The sequence below is a fragment of the Serratia sarumanii genome, assembly GCF_029962605.1.
GTDB lineage: Bacteria > Pseudomonadota > Gammaproteobacteria > Enterobacterales > Enterobacteriaceae > Serratia > Serratia sarumanii.
This window is the reverse complement of sequence record NZ_CP124750.1, coordinates 2,953,933-2,973,234: the sequence shown is the minus strand read 5'-3', so window position 1 is coordinate 2,973,234 and position 19,302 is coordinate 2,953,933. Positions and strand designations below refer to the sequence as shown.

Sequence of the window (19,302 nt, the reverse complement as noted above, 5' to 3'; positions counted from 1 at the left end):
GATTATGAGCAACAAGGCAGGCCTGAACAACGGGCCGCATCCGCAATCGCAGGGGGCGGCCTCGCCTTCGCGGCGCCGTTTGCTGCAAGGGCTGGGGCTGGGCGCACTGGCGCTGGGCGGCAGCCGCCTGGCGCAGGCGGCGGGCAACGCGGCGGAGCCGTTGGCGACGCCGCAGGATGAGCGTTGGCAGAAACAGCCGTTTTATGGTCGCCATCAGGCTGGGGTGCTGACGCCGCAACAGGCGGCGATGATGCTGGTGGCGTTCGACGTGCTGGCGACCAGCAAAGCGGATCTGGAGCGTCTGTTCCGGCTGCTGACCGATCGCATCGCGTTCCTGACCCACGGCGGCAAGGCGCCGGAAGTGGATGCCAAGCTGCCGCCGCTCGATTCGGGCATCATGGGGCCGGAGATTTACCCGGACAACCTGACCATCACCGTTTCGGTCGGCGCATCGCTGTTTGACGAACGCTTTGGCCTGCAGGCGCAAAAACCGCTGCGGTTGCAGAAGATGACGCGCTTCCCCAACGATGCGCTGGACGCCGCGCTGTGCCACGGCGACCTGCTGCTGCAGATCTGCGCCAACACCAATGAAACCGCTCTCCACGCGCTGCGCGATATCATCAAGCATTCGCCGGATCTGCTCAGCGTGCGCTGGAAGCGGGAAGGGTTCATCTCGGCGCATGCGGCGCGCAGCAAAGGCAAAGAAACGCCGATTAACCTGCTGGGCTTCAAAGACGGCACCGCCAACCCGAAAACCGACGACACACCGCTGATGGATAAGGTGGTGTGGGTTGGCGACGGCGCCGGCGAGCCGGCGTGGACGGCGGGCGGCAGCTACCAGGCGGCGCGCATTATTCGCTTCCGCGTGGAGTTTTGGGATCGCACGCCGCTGCAGGAGCAGGAAACCATCTTTGGCCGCGAAAAGTACAGCGGCGCGCCGCTCGGTATGAAGCATGAACATGACGAGCCGAACTACGCGAACGATCCCGACGGCAAGGTGATACCGATGGATGCGCACATTCGGTTGGCGAACCCCCGCACGCCGGAAAGCCAAAGCAACCTGATGCTGCGGCGCGGCTACAGCTATTCCCTTGGCGTCTCGAATGCCGGGCAGCTGGAAATGGGGCTGCTGTTCGTCTGCTACCAGGCCGATCTGGAAAAAGGATTCCTGACGGTGCAAAAAAGGCTCAACGGCGAAGCGCTGGAGGAATACATCAAGCCGATCGGCGGCGGGTATTTCTTCGTATTGCCGGGCGTGAAAGAGGGCGGCGACTATCTGGCCAGCGGCTTGCTCAAGGCCTGAGTGCGCAATGACGAGGCGCGATCTTCCGCCTCGTTTTACTTTGTATTGCCTATTGCGCGGGACATTGCGCGACGAAGTTCAATTCGATGCTTTGGCTGCGGATTAAAAAAACTTGCACGGCTCACCGGCTTTGGATTGCGCAAAATTTAATCGAGAAACCAAAGTGTCATTTGCGGTTTTTAATTGCAATTCATTGATATTGTTGTGGTAAAAATTTTTCTGGAATGACGTGTCGAGCGTGATATAGTGTTTTAGCGCTAACTGAAAACAAAAGATATTAAATTTTTTTACATTTTAGTAACGCGACGAGATTGAATGTCATTATACTGTAATCATCTGGCGGTAGTTTTCACACGGTGCACAGCTTGAAGCTGTAAATATCACTGCGGGGATCGCTAATGGTAAAGTCCTTGGTTGGGCTGGAAAGAAAAAATAACACATCTCCCCTGATTTCTCGTTGTAACGAGGGTTATCTCTCCGACTCTCTTTTACCGGCAACTCCGCACTCTTATCGCTACCGAATCTCATCACTTTTTACTCCACGTTTACAGATGCAGTCCGCGTTGTCCCGTGAAGACACGGCGCTTAAGCGTTGCCGTCAATTCACCTTGTCCCTTGGCTCTTATTGGCTCGGAGGAGGCCAAAACCTAATACGTGTGTGAAACATAATCGCGCGGCCAGGCCGTTGCGGTAGGTGAAACAAACTGTAAGGTGCCACTATGGGTAGACAGAAAGCAGTGATCAAAGCACGTCGTGAAGCGAAACGCGTTATTCGTCGTGACGCTCGTAGTCATCGCCAGCTGGAAGAAGAGTCTGTGACCTCGCTGGTGCAAATGGGGGGAGTCGAGTCTATCGGCATGGCGCGAGACAAGCGCGATAGCTCACCCATCGAGGCTAGAACCGAAGCTCAGGGTCATTACTTATCAGCCATAGAGAATAAGCAGCTGATCTTCGCCACCGGCGAAGCCGGCTGTGGCAAAACATTCATCAGCGCCGCCAAGGCGGCGGAGGCGCTGATTCATAAAGAGGTGGATCGGATTATCGTTACCCGTCCTGTTTTGCAGGCGGATGAAGACCTCGGTTTCTTGCCGGGGGATATCTCCGAGAAGTTCGCGCCTTATTTCCGCCCGGTGTATGACATTCTGGTACGTCGTTTAGGATCTTCCTTTATGCAGTACTGCCTGCGCCCGGAAATCGGCAAGGTAGAGATTGCGCCGTTCGCTTATATGCGCGGGCGCACCTTCGAAAATGCGGTCGTTATCCTGGATGAAGCCCAGAACGTGACCGCCAGCCAAATGAAAATGTTCCTGACCCGCCTGGGAGAAAACGTGACGGTTATCGTTAACGGCGACGTGACCCAGTGCGACTTGCCGCGCGGCGTGAAATCCGGCCTCAGCGATGCCCTGGAGCGCTTCGAAGAGGACGAGATGATCGGCGTTATCCGCTTTGAAAAACAGGACTGCGTGCGTTCCGCTTTGTGCCAGCGCACGCTCAACGCTTACAGTTAACCTATCCGCTACTGGAAAGGCCGCTTCGGCGGCCTTTTTTATCGCCCCTCATTTATCATTTCGTTTAACCTTTGTGTAAATTATTGTGGTTTTTTGTATAGATTTTCGTTGAGTTAGCGTCAATGATTAGTGAGTTCCAGATTGGCGCGCAATTTGCCTGTGCCGCCAAAAGGACATTATCTGGGGTGTGCGCCGTGCGGCGCATAGCGTGTAGGTTCCTTGATGCGATTCAAACATGAAATACATCGTTCTGATTTTGCTTATTTTATGCGTCGTCTATGTGCATTACCGCGGACGGGTACGCTACAACGTGTGGCGGCAGCTGTCTGACCATTCCACCTTTACCGCACCATTGAACGTCTTCATGTATCTGTTTTCCCGCGTGCCGACCACGCCGTACCTGAAGCCGGAGCAGTTTCCTGAGCTGGCGGTGTTGAGAGATAACTGGGAAACCATCCGCGACGAAGGACAGAAGCTGATGGAGATCCAGCAGATCAAGGCGTCCGATCAATTCAACGACGCCGGTTTCAACTCGTTTTTCAAGACCGGTTGGAAGCGCTTTTATCTGAAATGGTATGAAGACAGCCATCCTTCGGCCATGACCCTGTGCCCGCAGACCACGGAACTGCTGCGCAGCCTGCCTTCGGTCAAGGCGGCGATGTTCGCCGAACTGCCGGACGGCAGCCGTTTGCCGCGCCACCGCGACCCTTACGCCGGTTCGCTGCGTTATCACCTGGGGCTGATTACCCCCAACGATGACCGCTGCTTCATTGAGGTGGACGGCGAGCGCTACAGCTGGCGCGACGGGGAAGGCGTGATGTTCGATGAAACCTATCTGCACTACGCGGAAAACCAGAGCGGGCAGAACCGTCTGATCCTGTTCTGCGACATCGAACGGCCGATGCGCTACCGCTGGGCGCAGGCGGTGAACCACTGGCTGGGGCGCAATCTGATGAGCGCCGCCACCGCGCCGAATGAAGAGGGCGATCGCACCGGCGGCGTCAACAAGATGTTCAAATACATCTATGCGATACGCCGGGTGGGGAAACGCCTGAAGGCCTGGAATCGCACCGGTTACTACATCATCAAGTGGATTTTGTTCGGGGGGATCGCCGCGGCGATATTCTTCTCGGTATAAACGAAGGTGGGGGCGCACGGTGTGCGCCCCTTTTTGATCAGGCGAAGATAGTCATCATGTAGGCGGCGAACAGCGCCAGGTGGGCGGTGCCGTTCAGCACGTTGGTGCGGCCGGTCGAGAACGACAGCTGGCACAGCAGCAACACCGTCAGCATCACCACGATATGCGGCGTTTGCAGGCCGAAGATCAGCGTCTGCCCGGTCAGGGTGGCGATGATGGTGACCGCCGGCACGGTCAGGGAGATGGTCGCCAGCACCGAGCCGAAGAACAGGTTCATGGCGCGTTGCACCTGATTGTTCAACACGGCGCGCAGCGCGCCCAGCCCTTCAGGCGACAGGATCAGCAGCGCCACCAGGAAACCGGTGAACTGCGCCGGCGCGTTCATTTTGGTCAACAGACCTTCCAGCGGATTGGCGTTGAACTTGGTGACGGCGATAACCGCGATCAGGTGCACGATGAGCCAGGCGGCATGCCAGGCGCTGCTGTGGGAAGAAGGCTTGCCGTGATGCGGGTCGCCGTCGTCGTCTTCATGCTCGTACACGAACAGGCTCTGGTGGGTTTTGGTCTGGATCACCAGGAACACGCCATACATGGCGGCGGAGATCAGCGCTACCAACAGCGCTTGCCCGGTGCTGAAGTTGCCGCCCGGCAGCGCGCTCGGGAATACCAGCACAATCACCGCCAGCGGGAAAATCGCCATCAGGTACTGTTTGATGCCGCCCAGATTGACGTACTGGGTGGCGAATTTGCGCCCGCCGAGCAGCAGCGCGAAGCCGACCAGGCCGGCGGAAACGATCATGATGATGGAGTACAGCGTGTCGCGCATCAGCGCCGGCGCGGCGTCGCCGGTGGCCATCAGCGCCGAGATCAGGCTGACCTCGAGGATCACCACCGACAGGCTGAGGATCAGCGAGCCGTAGGGTTCGCCCAACCGGTGAGCCAGCACGTCGGCGTGGCGCACCACGCTGAAGGCGCTGCTGAGGATCCCCACCAGCGCGAGAATATTGATGCCGACGATCAGCGGAAAGTTAGCGGTGCTGCTCCACAGGTTCAACACCACCAGCGCGGCGATGGGGAAGATCAGCGAGTATTCGGTGTGGCGAGATTTGGTGGATCGGCCAGGATCGTGTTGCGACTTCATGAGGGTGACACTCCTTCTCAAACAGCGTAGCCCGTCGGCGCCGGTCGCCGTGGCACGGCAACTCTGCGTTTCCAGTAGGTATTTTATATTAGGATACACCCGCGGCGCCGGTGTGATGTTGTTTTTATCTGAGAAAGCAATTGCTTGCTTTATGTGATCAGGGTAGCAAAAAAACCGCACGGGGTGCGGTTTTATTTACTTACTTTTACGCAGTAACGCCAATTTTTAACGTTAGATTTGAGAAAAGTCGTGTTTACTCATTTACCGCTTGGTTAATCAAGGAAAACGAGACCGTCAGTCATCAATATTATCCATGATTTCATGCCGTTTATTGTGGTAACCCTCTTCATTTAGCCCCTCACGCCAGTAAGGTACGGCATAAAGACGATTGCGATCGCATTGGCGTTCACGGCGCAGGTAGCGGCGCAACCCCACCACCAGGCGATCTTCACCGGCGAGCCAGAAGTGCGCTTCGCCCTGCGGCAGGGACTGTGCGCGGAACTGAGCGATCAGTTCGTCGGTTTTCTCCGTGCCGCCGACGATCCAATTGACTTCAACATCAGCGGGTTTTTTCAGGTCAATCATGTCAGCGGTGCTGTCGACGCGGACGAAAGCGCGCCCGGCGCTGTGCGGCGGCAGGTTTTCCAGCAGCGCGGCCAGCGCAGGCAGCGAGGAAGGATCGCCCGCCAGGCAGTAGAAATCGGCCGCCGGCAGCATCGGTTTGGGGCCGCCCGGGTTGCTGATACCGATTTTATCGCCGATTTTCGCCTGGCGCGCAAAGTCGACCGCTGGGCCTCGGTGATCGTGAATCGCAAATTCGATGTCCACTTCCGCCTGTTCCGGGCGCACGGCGCGAATGGAATAGGTGCGCACGATCGGGCGCACGGCGTCCGCGGCCCAGCGCGGGCCGTTTTCGGTCAGCGTCGGCAGATCCGGCTGAGTTTGGTCGGCGAGCGGCAAAAAGACTTTGATGTGCGCAGCGGCGGCGTTGGCCGGGTAGTAGCGTAGATCGGGCGCGGTAAAGGTGATGCGGCGCAGGTGCGGCGTAATGTCCTGTACGGCGCTGACGGCGATCAGGTAGGGGGCGCGTGAGCGAGGGGCTTCGGTAGTCACGGGGATCTCCTTATAGTTCGTTTGGCGGTGAGTATACCATGCCGTTTGATAATGAGAATTGTTTGCTCATTGAGGCGCAACTGCGTGTGAGCTAGGCTTAAGGCTCACGCAATACGCACGGGAGGACGTGATGCCATACCAAGACACGAACGACTTGCCGGACAATGTGAAGCATGTGCTGCCGGCCCATGCGCAGGCGATCTATAAAGAAGCGTTCAACAGCGCCTGGCAACAATATCGGGATCCTGAAGATCGACGCGGTGACGCCGGCCGGGAAGAGACGGCGCACAAGGTGGCCTGGGCAGCGGTCAAACAAAGCTATCGCAAGGGCGACGATGAGCGCTGGCACAAAAAGTAACGCCTTTCATGCCCGGTAAAAATCGCGCAGACGTTATGCTGACCTCGGCAATTAATATTATTGCTGCTCAGTACAAATACTTTTCCACGTTAACGCCGCTTTGCAACTTGATTGCGCGGCGGGAAAAGAATATGGTCATTATTAATCGGAGCGGTTATTGAATTAATAAAATTCCGCACCAAAAAATAAAATTGCAAAGGTTCAGTAGTGGCGAGGGAGGACGAGAAATCGTATTCCCGGGAGGTTGTAACAGTGTTAACGCGAGATTTTCTGCAAAAAGCGGATTGCAAAACCGCCTTTGGCGCTATTGAGGAGTCGCTGTTGCTGACGCCTGAACAGCGCGCAGCCTCGTTGGCGTGCACATTATCGCGCCGGCCGGATCACAGCCCGGTATGGGTATTCGGTTACGGTTCGCTGATGTGGAATCCGGTTTTCGAATCGGAAGAAGTGCGGCCAGCCATACTGCAGGGCTGGCATCGGGCGTTCTGCATGCGTTTGACCGCCGGGCGCGGCACGCTGCATCAGCCGGGGCGCATGCTGGCGCTGAAAGAGGGCGGCCAGACCACCGGATTGGCCTTCCGTCTGCCGGAAAGCACGCTGCGCGAAGAGCTGGAGTTGCTGTGGAAGCGCGAGATGATCACCGATTGCTACGTGCCGACCTGGTGTGAGCTGCAGCTGGAGGGCGGTGAGGCCGTCACGGCGCTGGTGTTCGTGATGAACCCGCAGCATCCGTTGTTTGAAGCAGACACCAGCCACCAGGTGATCGCGCCATTGATCGCCAGCGCCAGCGGCCCGCTGGGCACCAACGCGCAATACCTGTTTGCGCTGGATAACGAGCTGAAGCACCACGGCATGCAGGATGATTGCATCGGCGATCTGGTGCGTTACGTGCAGCAATGGTTGCAGCAGAACCGCCCCGGCGCTTTCGGGGCCGAGGCCACGGCCTGAGGCGTTGGCGGGGCGGCAGACAGTAAAGGGCTCAGCGTGCGGAGCCCTTTTTCATATATCTAATACCTCTATTTAATAACTTTATTCTGCATGATTATTTAAGCCTGTCTCTTTGTATGGTTATTTATCTCGTTATTTTTAAAGCCATTCATCATTTTCCTCCGTCTTCACACCCCGAGAGTCACGATAAATAATTCACTTAGTATTAAATTGCATAACTAAAGGCTATTTCTTATTTGTTCAGCCCCGCAGGACTCCGTATCAATATGGCAGACGCTACCGCAAGAAACAGGGAGACGGGGATGAACTTTCAACAATTAAAAATTATTCGCGAATCGGCGCGCTGCAACTACAACCTGACCGAGGTCGCCAATACCTTATTTACTTCGCAGTCCGGCGTCAGCCGGCATATTCGCGAGCTGGAAGAAGAGCTGGGCATTGAAATATTCATTCGCCGCGGCAAACGGCTGCTGGGCATGACCGAGCCCGGCAAAGAGCTGCTGGTGGTGGCGGAACGCATTCTCAACGACGCCAACAACATCCGTCGCCTGGCGGACGTCTTCAGCAGCAACGATTCGGGGCAGCTGCATATCGCGACGACGCACACCCAGGCGCGCTACAGCCTGCCGGGAGTGATCAAAGAGTTTCGCGCGCTTTATCCACGGGTGCGGGTGGTGCTCAATCAGGGCAGCCCCGAAGAGATCGTCTCGATGCTGGCCGCCGGCGAAGCCGATATCGGCATCGCCAGCGAACGTCTGATGAGCGACGAGTCGCTGGCGGCATTCCCGTACTACCGCTGGCATCACACCATTTTGGTGCCGGAAGGGCACGAGTTGACGCGCCAGCCGCAGGTGACGCTGGAGATGCTCAGCACCTTGCCGCTGATCACTTACCGCCAGGGCATTACCGGGCGCGCGAAGTTGGATGCGGCGTTCAAAGCGGCGGGTCTGACGCCGGACATCGCGCTCAGCGCGCAGGATTCCGACGTAATTAAAACCTACGTCGAACTGGGATTGGGCGTGGGCGTGCTGGCGGACATGTCGTATGAAAAAGAGCGCGATCGCGGGTTGGTGAGCCTCAACGCCGAGCACCTGTTTGAACCCAATACGGTATGGCTGGGCCTGAAGCGCAGCCAGCTGCAGCGCAACTATGCCTGGCGCTTTATCCAACTGTGCAACCCGACGCTGTCGCTGACCGAAATCAAGGACAAGGTCTTCTCGTCGCAGCTGGATGCGGTGATTGACTACCAGATTTAATCGATAAGCGGCAGGCAACCCCTGCCGCGCATTCCGCATCGCTCCCCTAATAATCAAAATCCCATCTATATACATAAAAAGAATATCTATAGTGATTTAAGTACCTTCAGCTGCCGATCGTGCTCGCATACACTCGCGAAATTATTATAAATTCCATCCGCTTGGAGAGTTTCAGATGAAAGCGCTCGTTCCTTCTTTGCTGTTTTTAGCCGTGGCGGCCAGCGTTAACGCGCAGGCGGCGACGCCGGCCAACACGCTGGTGATCGCGCAGTCTATCGATGACGTGGTCAGCTTTGACCCGGCCCAGGGATTTGAGTTAACCACGGTGCAGTCGTTCAACAGCCTGTATCAACGTCTGATCCAGTCCGATCCGCACAACCCTATCGATCTCAAGCCAACCCTGGCCAGCAGCTGGCAGGCCGGCGCCGACAATCGCAGCCTGACTTTCAGCCTGCGCCCGGACGCCAGGTTCGCCAGCGGCAATCCGCTGCGGCCGGAAGACGTGATCTTCTCGCTTTCACGGGTGGTAAAACTGAATCTGGAGCCGTCGTTTATCCTGACGCAGCTGGGCTGGAACGCGAAGAACGTGGAGCAACACCTGAGCAAGGTGGATGACCACCAGGTAAAAATCAGCTGGAGTGAAAACGTCAGCCCAGCCTTCGTGCTCAGCCTGCTGTCGGCGCCGGTATCGTCGATCGTCGACGCCAAAGAGGCGCTGGCGCACCAGCAGGGCGACGATCTGGGGCACCAATGGTTAAACCGCCACTCCGCCGGCAGCGGCCCTTACAAAATCCGCACCTATGTGCCGCACGAGGTTGTGGTGCTGGACGCCAACCCCGGTTCGCCGGAAGGGGCGCCGACGCTGAAAACCATCCTGATCAAAAACGTGCCCGATCCGGCCGCGCGCCGTTTGCTGATCGAGCAGGGCGATGCCGATATCGCGCGCAACCTGGGGGCAGACCAGATGGCGGCCCTGAAGGGCAAGCCGGGCGTCAAACCGTTGGCCATTCCTTACGCCTCACTTTATTTCCTGCAGTTCAACGCCAAGGCGTCGCCGGCGCTCGGCAATCCGGCGTTCTGGGAGGCGGCGCGCTGGCTGTTCGATTACCAAGGCATCGCCGACGATCTGCTGAAAGGGCAGTTCCAGAGCCATCAGGCATTCCTGCCGGACGGTTATCTGGGTGCGCTCAAGGATCAGCCGTACAGCTTCAATCCGCAAAAAGCCAAAGAAATACTGGCCAAAGCGGGGCTCAGCAACGTCAGTTTCCGTCTGGACGTCAACAACCAGCCGCCGTACCTGGATATCGCCCAGGCGCTGCAGGCCAGTTTTGCCCAGGGCGGCGTGAAGGTGGAACTGGTGCCGGGCATCAGCTCGCAGGTCTCCACCAAGGTGAAAACGCTTAACTACGATGCGACGCTGACTTCCTGGGGGCCGGATTATTTCGACCCTAACACCAACGCCGCAGCCTTCGCCTACAACCCGGAAGACGGCAGCAAGACGCTGGCCTGGCGCGCCAACTGGCAGATCCCGGCGCTGAGCAAGCTGACGCTGGCCGCCACCGCGGAAAACGACACCGCCAAACGGGTGGCCGACTACCAGCAACTGCAAAAACAGGTGCAGCAAAGCTCGCCGTTCGTCATCGGCCTGCAGGCGCGCAGCCTGATTGCGGTGCGCGACAACCTCAAGGGCTATGTGCAGGGCATCAACCCTGACATGGTGTTCTACAGCAAGGTCAGCAAGTAATGGCCGCTGAACTGTCCGCCTCCGCCGGGGCGGCCCGGCGGTATTGGCGCTGGGGCGGGCGGCTGCTCGGCGGCGCGCTGTCGCTGGCGTTGACGTTGCTTGGCCTGCTGCTGTTCACCTTCATGCTGTCGCATCTGGCGCCGATCGATCCGGCGCTGCAGGTGGCGGGCGATCATGCCAGCGAAGCCACCTACGCACAGGTGCGGCATGAGTTGGGGTTGGATCAGCCGTTGCCGGTGCAGTTTTGGCGTTATCTGGTGCACCTGGCGCACGGCGATTTGGGCATTTCGCGCATAACCGCCCAGCCGGTGTTGAGCGATTTGCTGCGTACCTTCCCGGCGACGGTGGAGCTGGCCACCTGCGCCATTATCCTCGGCGCCCTCGGCGGCATTACGCTGGCGTTTCTGGCGGTGCTCAAACCGGGCAGCTGGCTGGATAACGCGGCACGTCTGCTATCGCTGATCGGTTATTCGGTGCCGATTTTCTGGCTGAGCCTGCTCGGGCTGCTGCTGTTCTACGCCACGCTGCACTGGTCGGCGGGGCCGGGGCGGCTGGACGACATCTACCTGTACAGCATGGAGCCGCGCAGCGGTTTCGTGTTGATCGACAGCTGGCTGTCCGGCGATCGCGACATGTTCTACAACGCCATCGGCCACCTGTGGTTGCCGGTAGTGGCGTTGGCGCTGTTGTCGATGGCGGGCATTACTCGGTTGCTGCGGGCGGCGATGCTGGAAGAGTGCAACAAGGAATACGTGACGCTGGCGCGTTCCAAGGGGGCCGGGCGCCTGCGCATTCTGCTGCGCCATGTGTTTCCCAACGTGCTGGGCACGCTGATCACCGTACTGTCTCTCTCCTACGCCAGCCTGCTGGAGGGCGCGGTATTGACCGAAACGGTGTTCGCCTGGCCCGGCGTCGGGCGTTACCTGACCTCGGCGCTGTTTGCCGCCGATACGCCGGCGATCCTCGGTGCCACGCTGCTGATCGGCACCTGTTTCGTGCTGTTGAATGCGCTGGCCGACGCCTTGACCTATTTAGTGGATCCGCGAACCCGATGAGCCAATATCTCTCTGAACACGAACCGCAAAGCGAGCCAGCCGTCGGTTACCGCCGTGGCCGGCGCCTGACCACGCTGACGCTGGGCACGGCGCTGGTGGCGATTCTGATCGTCACCGCGCTGCTGGCTCCGTGGCTGGCGCCTTTCGATCCCAATCTGCAGCATATCGAGCTGCGGTTATTGCCGCCTTCCGCCGTACATTGGCTGGGCACCGACGGTTTTGGCCGCGACTTGCTCTCCCGCGTGATTTACGGCGCGCGGCCGACGCTGATTCTGGTGTCGCTGATTCTGGTGTTGACTATTCCCATCGGCCTGCTGGTCGGCATTGGCGCCGGTTACCTCGGCGGCTGGGTAGAGCGCATTTTGATGCGCCTGACCGACATTTTTCTGTCGCTGCCGAGCCTGGTGATCGCGCTGGCGTTCGTGGCGGTCATGGGGCCGGGGCTGATGAACGGCGCGCTGGCGCTGGCATTGACCAGCTGGCCGGCCTTTGCCCGCCAGGCGCGGGCCGAAACCCTGGCGCTGCGCCGCAGCGATTACCTGGCGGCGGCGCGCATGCAGGGCATCAACGGGCTGCGGCTGATGGTCGGCCATATTTTGCCTTTATGCCTGCCGAGCGCGGTGGTGCGCGCAGCGCTCAGCCTGGGCGGCATCATCCTGTCCGCCGCCGGTCTGGGGTTCCTCGGCATGGGCGTCGCGCCGCCGACCGCCGAATGGGGCTCGATGGTGGCCGAAGGCAGTAAAGTGATTTTCGACCAATGGTGGGTCGCCGCCGCGCCGGGCGGGGCGATCCTGTTCGCCAGCCTGGCGTTTAACCTGCTGGGCGATGGCCTGCGCGACAAAATGGATCCTCGTCATGGGCACTGATAACACCTTATTGACCGTCGAACGGTTGGCGATCGGCGTGCCGGGGCCACAGCCGGTGACGTTGGTGAAGCATATTTCGTTCAGCATGGGGCGGGAGCGGCTGGCGCTGGTCGGTGAGTCCGGTTCCGGCAAATCGTTGACCGCGCGTGCGCTGATGGGGCTATTGCCGCCGCCGTTGCAGCTGCAGGCGCAGCGCCTGACGCTGGGCGATGAAGACTTGACGCGCCTGAGCGAGCGCCAGTGGAGCCGGCTGCGCGGCGACCGGGTGGCGATGGTGATGCAAGATCCCAAGCATGCGCTGAATCCCAATCAGCCGATCGGCCGTCAGGTGGAGGAGCCGCTGGTGCTGCATGCGAAGCTGAGCCGCGCCGAGCGGCGTGAAAAAGTGCTGGAGATGCTGGCGGCGGTGGGCTTGCCCGATCCGGCTGCGCTGTGCCGCCGCTATCCGCATCAGCTCTCCGGCGGCATGGGGCAGCGGGTGATGCTGGCCATTGCGTTGATCAACGATCCGCAGCTGTTGATTGCCGATGAACCGACTTCGGCGCTGGATCACCAGATGCGCGATCAGGTGCTGCAGCTGATAGAAAACCTGGTGGCGCAACGCAATATGGGGCTGATCCTGATCAGCCACGATTTGCAGCAGGTGGCGCACCACTGCGAGCGGGTGCTGGTGATGTACAAAGGCGAGCTGTTGGATCAGCTGCCGGCAGCAGAGCTGGCGCAGGCCACGCATCCTTATACCCGCACGCTGTGGGCGTGTCGGCCGAGCCGCGAGACGCGCGGCAAACCGCTGCCGGTGCTGGATCGCGCGCTGTTGGAGACGTTGAAATGAGCGTGATCGCACTGGAGAACCTGAGCGTCAGTCATCGCCAGGGTTACGAACTGCGCACCGTGGTGCATGAGGTTAACCTGCGCATCGAACCGGGCGAGTGTTTCGGGCTGGTGGGGCCTTCCGGCTGCGGCAAGTCCTCGTTGCTGTGGGTGCTGGCCGGGCTGAATGGCAGTTGGCAGGGCGGCTTTGAGTTGCTGGGGCGGCGCCTGCAGCCGGGCCAGGCGTTTACCGGCGAGCTGCGGCGCGAGGTGCAGATGGTGTTTCAGGATCCCTATGCTTCGCTACACCCCAAGCACCGGCTTTTGCGTACGCTGTCGGAGCCGCTCAAACTGCTGCAGGAAAGCGACATTGAACGTAAAATCAGCGCGGGCTTTCGCCAGGTGGGGTTGGATCCGCGCCTGCTGGAGCGCTACCCGCATCAGCTGTCGGGCGGCCAGCGTCAGCGTGTGGCGATCGTGCGCGCATTGTTGCTGCGGCCGAAGCTGCTGTTGCTGGATGAGCCGACCTCGGCGTTGGACATGTCGGTGCAGGCGGAGATCCTCAACCTGCTCAACGAGCTGAAACAGGCGGGCGATCTGACGATGGTGCTGGTCAGCCACGATGCGGACGTGATTGACCACATGTGCGATCGTTCGGTGGCGATGGCGCACGGCCGCATCATCGTTTGACCCTATGCCCGCCAACGCGGCGGGCATATCCATCCTGGTAATAAATAAAGCAATTTATCGTCGTTCTTCCGTTAATTCTTACCCCCTACACTCGAAAAACAGCGCAACCGCGTGATAGTGGAGAGTGTATCGATGAAACGGTTAATCCCAACCTTATTGTATGGCGCGCTGGTGGCCGCGTTCGGTGCGCAGGCCGCCACCCCGCAGGACACCTTGGTGGTGGTCAGTTCGCTGGAGGGCATTATCAGCCTCGATCCGGCGGAGAGTTTTGAAACCGTCAGCTCGGCCAATCTGGTCAACCTCTATCAGCGCCTGGTGGCGCCGGATCGCGGTGCGCCGCAAACGCTGGCGCCGGACGCCGCCGCCAGTTGGCAAGCGGGCGCCGATGGCCACAGCCTGATCTTTACCCTGAAACCGCAGCAGCGCTTCGCTTCCGGCAATCCCCTGCGGCCCGAAGACGTGATTTTCTCGCTGGTTCGCGCGGTGAAGCTGAACAAGGCGCCGTCGTTTATTCTCGGTGAGTTTGGCTGGACGCCGGATAACGTTGAGCAGCAGCTGAAGAAGGTGGGGGATAACCAGGTGCAACTCAGTTGGCCCGCCAACATCGGCAGCGAGTTGGCGTTGCGGCTGCTGACGGCGAATGTGGCCTCGATCGTGGATGAAAAGCTGCTGAACGAGCACGCGCAGCAGGGGGATTACGGCAATGCCTGGCTGCGCGGCCATTCCGCCGGCGGCGGCCCGTATCGGGTGAACAACTATGTGCCGCACGAAGCGCTGCTGTTTGGCCGCAACGACTATGCGCCGTCGCCGGCCCGGCTGAAAACGGTGTTGTTCAAGAACGTCAGCGACGCCGGCACCCGCCGTTTGCTGTTGCTGAAAGGAGATGCCGACGTGGCCTACGATCTGGGCGCCGACCAGTTCGACTCGCTGCGCAACGCGTCTGGCGTGCGCATCGAGCAGGCCGATGCGCCCCGGGTCTATTACCTCGGTTTCAACACCGGCAGCAAAGACAACCCGGCGCTGGGCAATCCGGCGCTGTGGCGGGCGGCGCGCTGGCTGGTGGATTATCAAAGCATCGCCGAGCAACTGCTGAAAGGGCAATATCGCGTGCATCAGGCCTTCTTGCCGCAGGGATTGGATGGGGCGCTCGACGATCGGCCGTTTACGCTCGACGTGGGCAAAGCCAAACAGATCCTGCGCGATGCCGGTATTGCCGAAGGTACGCGCCTCGATCTTATCGTCATCAATCAGCCGCCGTACACTGACATCGCACAGGCGCTGCAGGCCAGCTTCGCGCAGGCCGGGCTGCGGCTGGATATCCATCCGGTGGTGGAGAGCGACCTGTGGGGCAAGATGCGCGGCCGCGATTTTCAGGCGATCTTCACCTACTGGGGCGCCGACTACCTAGATCCGAACACCAACGCCAGCGCCTTTGCCTACAACGTGCCCGGTGGGCCGAAAACCCTGGCCTGGCGCACCCAGTGGGGCATTCCCGCCATCAGCGCGGAAACGCGTGCCGCGGCCGCAGAGGGCAACAGCGCCGCGCGCCGCGCACGTTATGCCGCGCTGCAACGGGAACTGCAGGCCAGCTCGCCCTATGTAGTGGCGCTGCAGGGGCAAACGCTGGTGGCATTGCGCGACAACGTCAAAGGTGCCCGGTTGGATATCGCCAACAGCATGCTGTATCTGGATCGGGTCAGCAAGTAGCGCCAACGCCGTGCGCCTGGCCGAGCTTTCTATCGCGCCAAAGGCCGCCCGTGCGTGAAATCGCTTGCTGCTGCAACCTGGAATCGTGAGAGGTTTTGTCAGGGTGAAATAAAATGAAATTTCATAACGTGCTCACATGGCGCTGATAAATTGGCGCTGAAAGGCGGCGTTGTTTACGTCTTTCACCGCGGTTGTCCGCAATGAGGCGGACACATCACCTCAGGAGATATTATGGACAATAACGGAAACGCTTCAGTGGAGCGCGCGGCAACCTGGCTCGCCGCCGGTGAGGTTGTGACGCCGGAACAGTTTTTATGGTTTCCAGCCACTGGCCAATCCGGCAACGGCCAGCACGGCAGAAGTGGCCGGATTGCTCAATCGGCTGATCGAGACGCTGAAGAACTCACCGAACAACGCCGGCGCGTTCTGGCCGGCGTTCATCAAGAGCAACAGCCAGCCGGCGGCCGCCAAGGCGATGCCGAAAGGTTGCGGTGTTCGCCAGGCGCGACGGTTGCGCAGGCCGCGCGCCAAGGCCATGCCTAATCCGAATACTGCCGCCAGGCAGACCAGCAGCGGCAGCATCGTCCAACCGAGCCAGGCGCCCAGCGCCGCAAGCAGTTTGAAGTCGCCCTGGCCGATGCCGTTACGCCGCCGCAGCTGCCGATAAAGCGCGTTGAGCAGCCACAACGCCCCGTAGCCGGCGGCGGCGCCGATAACCGCATCGTCCAGCGGCGCCCAGCGAGCGTCGAGATTGCACAGCAGCCCGCCCCACAGCAGCGGCTGGGTCAGCCGGTCCGGCAGCCAGCGGTGGCGCCAGTCCAGCCAGGCCAGGGCGATCAGCAGCGCCGCGGCCGGCGGTAACCACAGCCGGTGTGCTGCCGGCGGGTCGAAAGGCAGCGTCGCCAACGCCACACCCAAGGCCGTCAGCAGCAGGCTGCGGCGGCGCAATCTCGGCGGGCTGGCGCGCACGGCCGCCGTTCGCTCCAGCCGGGTGATGAGCGCGAAGGCGACCATTCCTGCCGACAGCAGCGCGGTAAAAAACAGCGCGTGCCACAGTGAGAAAAGAAACATCAAGGCTCCGTCAGTCGTGAAACAGATGTTTAAAATAACGGCAAAATGCGTATTTCATCGGAGTGAAATGCGGTGGATTGTGAGAAATGCGCAGTCGTGCGCATCGCCACTTTAGGTATTGCAGAGTGATACAATGCCATGCGCGGTGGCGCGCAGCAGTGGGTTGCTGCGCTTTTTATCGGCAAAATCGGTGCTAAAAGGGTGTGAATTCACCTGGCGGCCGGAATGGAGCGGCCAATGGCGTAAGTGACGGCGTCACTGAGAGGTGATTGGGGTTTATCCTATTGTTTCTGCTCGTCAAGCCGTTAGGCTTTAAGGGAGAGGCGCCCCGACAGGCCGGGACGTAAGGTTTTTCAGATCTGCCGCGGGAAAGGCGGCAGCAAAGCAGTGGGTTGGCATGCTCCAGGAGGGAGGGAGGCCAACGGTGTCATGAAAGACGAAATTCAGGCAGGACTCATCAAAATCAAAAAACGACTCTGGCGCCGCCGCCGGGCGGCCTGGCTGGCCGGGCCGCTGGTGTGGCTGGCCGGCGCGGCGCCCGTGTGCGCCGAATCCCCGCCGGCGCCGGACGCCGTTATTTCTTCCGAACGGCAAGCCGCGGATCCGGCCGAGAGTTTGCCGGAGCTGGGCGGTGCGCCCGACGATGCCGCGCGCGAGAAGCAGTGGGCCGAGATGGCCAAGCAGTTTGGCGAAAAAGATCTGAATAACGTTTCCCGTCAGCAGATGCGCAGCCGCGCCGAGGATTACCTGCTCGGCCAGGCGGCCGACACGCTGCAGCAACAGGCGCAGGAGCTGTTGTCGCCGCTGGGCACCGCCCGGCTATCGCTGAAGATGACCGGTGAGGGGGACTTTACCGGCAGCAACGGGCAGTTATTCAGCCCGCTGTACGACGTCGACGGATTGCTGACCTACAGCCAGATCGGCTGGCTGCAGCAAAGCGCCGGGGCGCTCGGCAATTTTGCGCTGGGGCAGCGCTGGATCGTCGGCGACTGGCTGCTGGGTTACAACACGGCGCTCGACAGCGATTTCGCCCGGCAGCGCAATCGCGGCAGCGTCGGCGCGGAAGCCTGGGGAGACTACCTGCGTTTCTCCACCAACTATTACTACCCGCTGTCGGCGCTGGCGCAACAGCCCGGCGATGGCGTGTTTTTCAGCCGTCCGGCGCGCGGTTACGACATCACGACGCAAGGCTATCTGCCGTTTTATCGCCAGATCGGCGGTTCGCTCAGCTATGAGCAGTATCTGGGCGATAATGTCGATCTGTTTGGCAGCGGCAAAAAACAAAACGATCCGCGCGCGATGCAGCTGGGGCTCAATTACACGCCGGTGCCGCTGGTGACGATGAAGGCGCTGCATAAGATTGGCGCGGGCGGGCAGAGCCAGGATCAGGTCGAACTGGCGCTGAGCTATCGGCTCGGGGTACCGCTGGCGAAGCAGATTTCGCCGGAGTATGTGGCGCAGGCCAAGTCGCTGCGCGGCAGCCGCTATGATCCCATCGAACGCAAGAACGTGCCGGTGCTGGAATTCCGCCAGCGCAAAACGCTGCAGGTGTTCCTGGCCACGCCGCCGTGGAGCCTGCAGGCAGGGGAAACCGTGCCGCTGGTGCTGGAAATCAAGGCGTTGAACGGCATCGCTCACGTCAGTTGGCAGGGGGATACGCAGGCGCTGAGCCTGACGCCGCCGCACAACGCCAACGATCCGCAGGGCTGGACGGCGATCGTGCCGCCGTGGGACGACGCGCCGGGCGCCGCCAACAGCTACCGGCTGTCGGTCACGCTGGAGGACGAAAAGCAGCAGCGCGTGACCTCCAACTGGATAGAGCTGAAAGTGGCGCCGCCGCTGACGGCGACCGCCGGTGATGATGCGAGCCTGCTGCCGATCAAAACCCTGACGCCGCCGCCGATCCCGGCGCAAACCGGGCCGCTGTACGGCGGCGATTAACCGTTTTTACCCTGCAGCACCCACACCGCGGCCTCGACGCGGGATTTTAGCTTCATCTTTTTCAGCAGGTGTTTGACGTGCACCTTGACGGTGCTCTCGGTGATGGTCAGGCGGCGGGCGATCAGCTTGTTCGGCAGCCCCTGGGCGATCAGCTTCAGGATATCCCGCTCGCGCGGCGTCAATTGCTGAATATCGCGATCGGCGCTGGGGCGGTTTTCCCGCAGGCTGGCGGCGAGGATCGGCGTCAGCGTTTCGCTCAGCACCATCTGCCCGGCCGCCGCCTGATGCAGCGCCTTCAGCAGATCCTCCGGCTCCATGTCTTTCAACAGATAGCCGTCGGCGCCGCGTTTGAGCGCGCTGACGACGTCGTCTTCATGGTTGGACACGCTGAACACCACGACGCGCCCCGACAGGTCGGTCTGGCGCAGGCGATCCAGCGTTTCCAGCCCGTTGATGCCGGGCATGTTCAGGTCGAGCAGGATCAGGTCCGGGTCGTGCTGCTCCGCCAGCGTGACGCCTTGCTCACCGTTGCTGGCTTCGGCGATGACCTGCAGGCGGGCGTCCATGCCAATCAGCTGTTTTACGCCGTTGCGCAGCATCGGGTGGTCGTCTATCAGTAAGATTGTGGCGGCGGTTTCTGTCGTCATGGTGTC

The 19,302-nt window shown here is 60.4% G+C and carries 17 protein-coding genes; 13 read left to right on the top strand and 4 right to left on the bottom strand.

Features of this window, described 5'->3' with window-relative positions; genetic code table 11:
- The first annotated feature begins 4 nt into the window (after positions 1-4).
- The 3 genes from efeB to lpxO all read left to right on the top strand — a co-directional run bounded on the left by efeB (position 5) and on the right by lpxO (position 3,949).
- Positions 5-1,303: an iron uptake transporter deferrochelatase/peroxidase subunit gene (efeB, locus tag SSARUM_RS14130; protein ID WP_043147607.1), complete on the top strand. Its 1,299-nt coding sequence runs from the start codon at positions 5-7 to the stop codon at positions 1,301-1,303.
- Between the two features lie 719 nt (positions 1,304-2,022).
- Positions 2,023-2,811, top strand: coding sequence for a phosphate starvation-inducible protein PhoH (phoH, locus tag SSARUM_RS14125; RefSeq protein WP_015378226.1), 789 nt, complete (start codon positions 2,023-2,025; stop codon positions 2,809-2,811).
- A 235-nt stretch (positions 2,812-3,046) separates the two neighbouring features.
- On the top strand, positions 3,047-3,949 hold the full coding sequence (gene lpxO, locus SSARUM_RS14120; RefSeq protein WP_033634956.1) for a lipid A hydroxylase LpxO: 903 nt from the start codon (positions 3,047-3,049) through the stop codon (positions 3,947-3,949).
- A gap of 37 nt (positions 3,950-3,986) precedes the next feature.
- Here lpxO and chaA read toward each other — a convergent pair whose 3' ends face one another.
- Together chaA and SSARUM_RS14110 are read right to left on the bottom strand one after the other, a co-directional pair.
- The gene (gene chaA / locus SSARUM_RS14115) at positions 3,987-5,090 is read right to left on the bottom strand and encodes a sodium-potassium/proton antiporter ChaA (protein ID WP_033647747.1); all 1,104 of its coding nucleotides are present in this window, start codon (positions 5,088-5,090) and stop codon (positions 3,987-3,989) included.
- Between the two features lie 294 nt (positions 5,091-5,384).
- Positions 5,385-6,203: a siderophore-interacting protein gene (locus SSARUM_RS14110; RefSeq protein ID WP_033634954.1), complete on the bottom strand. Its 819-nt coding sequence runs from the start codon at positions 6,201-6,203 to the stop codon at positions 5,385-5,387.
- A 130-nt stretch (positions 6,204-6,333) separates the two neighbouring features.
- On the opposite strand from SSARUM_RS14110, the gene chaB reads away from it, so the two are divergent.
- From chaB to SSARUM_RS14065, 9 genes are all read left to right on the top strand, one after another.
- Entirely contained in the window at positions 6,334-6,561 is a 228-nt protein-coding gene (gene chaB, locus SSARUM_RS14105; RefSeq protein ID WP_033647745.1) for a putative cation transport regulator ChaB, read from the top strand.
- 252 nt (positions 6,562-6,813) lie between these two features.
- Positions 6,814-7,509: a gamma-glutamylcyclotransferase gene (locus SSARUM_RS14100; protein WP_033647744.1), complete on the top strand. Its 696-nt coding sequence runs from the start codon at positions 6,814-6,816 to the stop codon at positions 7,507-7,509.
- A 302-nt stretch (positions 7,510-7,811) separates the two neighbouring features.
- A complete protein-coding gene (gene cbl / locus SSARUM_RS14095; protein ID WP_033634950.1) occupies positions 7,812-8,765 on the top strand; it encodes an HTH-type transcriptional regulator Cbl in 954 nt (317 codons plus the stop codon).
- A gap of 175 nt (positions 8,766-8,940) precedes the next feature.
- Positions 8,941-10,509 (top strand): ABC transporter substrate-binding protein, encoded by a 1,569-nt coding sequence (locus SSARUM_RS14090; RefSeq protein WP_043147605.1) that lies wholly within the window; start codon positions 8,941-8,943, stop codon positions 10,507-10,509.
- Entirely contained in the window at positions 10,509-11,564 is a 1,056-nt protein-coding gene (locus SSARUM_RS14085) for an ABC transporter permease (protein WP_033647742.1), read from the top strand. Before SSARUM_RS14090 ends, SSARUM_RS14085 begins: the two co-directional genes overlap by 1 nt.
- The gene (locus SSARUM_RS14080) at positions 11,561-12,430 is read left to right on the top strand and encodes an ABC transporter permease (protein ID WP_060387885.1); all 870 of its coding nucleotides are present in this window, start codon (positions 11,561-11,563) and stop codon (positions 12,428-12,430) included. The genes SSARUM_RS14085 and SSARUM_RS14080 overlap by 4 nt, the downstream gene beginning before the upstream one ends.
- Complete coding sequence (locus tag SSARUM_RS14075) at positions 12,420-13,262, top strand: ABC transporter ATP-binding protein (RefSeq protein WP_039565565.1); 843 nt, start codon at positions 12,420-12,422, stop codon at positions 13,260-13,262. Before SSARUM_RS14080 ends, SSARUM_RS14075 begins: the two co-directional genes overlap by 11 nt.
- Complete coding sequence (locus tag SSARUM_RS14070) at positions 13,259-13,930, top strand: ABC transporter ATP-binding protein (protein WP_033634942.1); 672 nt, start codon at positions 13,259-13,261, stop codon at positions 13,928-13,930. Before SSARUM_RS14075 ends, SSARUM_RS14070 begins: the two co-directional genes overlap by 4 nt.
- Positions 13,931-14,062: 132 nt before the next feature.
- Positions 14,063-15,637 (top strand): ABC transporter substrate-binding protein, encoded by a 1,575-nt coding sequence (locus SSARUM_RS14065; RefSeq protein WP_043147603.1) that lies wholly within the window; start codon positions 14,063-14,065, stop codon positions 15,635-15,637.
- Between the two features lie 312 nt (positions 15,638-15,949).
- Here the strand turns inward: SSARUM_RS14065 and SSARUM_RS14060 are convergent, their stop codons facing one another.
- Entirely contained in the window at positions 15,950-16,708 is a 759-nt protein-coding gene (locus SSARUM_RS14060) for a prepilin peptidase (RefSeq protein WP_223181964.1), read from the bottom strand.
- Between the two features lie 429 nt (positions 16,709-17,137).
- On the opposite strand from SSARUM_RS14060, the gene SSARUM_RS14055 reads away from it, so the two are divergent.
- Positions 17,138-18,649 carry a YchO/YchP family invasin gene (locus tag SSARUM_RS14055; protein WP_033653663.1) on the top strand — a complete coding sequence of 504 codons (1,512 nt, stop codon included), beginning with the start codon at positions 17,138-17,140 and terminating at the stop codon, positions 18,647-18,649.
- On the opposite strand, the gene narL is transcribed toward SSARUM_RS14055, so the two are convergent.
- On the bottom strand, positions 18,646-19,296 hold the full coding sequence (gene narL, locus SSARUM_RS14050; RefSeq protein ID WP_016927346.1) for a two-component system response regulator NarL: 651 nt from the start codon (positions 19,294-19,296) through the stop codon (positions 18,646-18,648). The genes SSARUM_RS14055 and narL overlap by 4 nt on opposite strands.
- Between the last annotated feature and the right edge of the window lie 6 nt (positions 19,297-19,302).